The organism is Actinotignum stranguriae, from assembly GCF_051265215.1.
Lineage (GTDB): Bacteria > Actinomycetota > Actinomycetes > Actinomycetales > Actinomycetaceae > Actinotignum > Actinotignum schaalii_C.
The window spans coordinates 1-650 of record NZ_JBOZCJ010000053.1; the positions used below are offsets into that span (position 1 = coordinate 1).

The following is a 650-nucleotide window of genomic DNA, read 5'->3' on the forward strand; positions in this document are numbered from 1 at the left end:
GAATCCCACTTATACGGAGTCGTCGTCACAGTCCGCGACTGCGAAACCTTCCGAGCATTACAATCCTTCGCACCATCAACCCAATTCGTCGCGGTCACCTGGACCGGTGGCTGCGGCGTACATGCCCGATGCTCACCATCATTCATATCCCGCTCACGCGACTCGTTCTTTGTCGACGCCTTCGCGGTATCAAGCACCCAGTTACGCGCGGAAGAATCCCACTTATACGGAGTCGTCGTCACAGTCCGCGACTGCGAAACCTTGCGAGTATTACAATCCTTCGCACCATCAACCCAATTCGTCGCAGTCACCTGCGGATTCGGCTGCGGCGTACATGCACGATGCTCGTTATCGTTCATGTCACGCTGACGATTCTCGGTCCGCTTTGATGCCTTCGCGGTGTCGAGAACCCACTGACGTTTACCCGAATCCCACTTATACGGAGTCGTCGTCACCGTCCTGGACTGCGTGACTTTCCGAGCATTACAGTCCTTGGCACCGTCAACCCAATTCGTCGCGGTCACCTGGACCGGTGGCTGCGGCGTACATGCCCGATGCTCGTTATCGTTCATGTCACGCTGACGATTCTCAGTCCGCTTCGACGCCTTCGCGGTATCGAGAACCCACTGACGTTTACCCGAATCCCACTT

General features: G+C 56.5%; 1 protein-coding gene. It reads right to left on the bottom strand.

The genetic code is table 11. The features are described 5' to 3' along the window. On the bottom strand, positions 1-650 hold a 650-nt coding region (locus tag ACRQEG_RS09500; RefSeq protein ID WP_435733871.1), incomplete at both ends, for a hypothetical protein.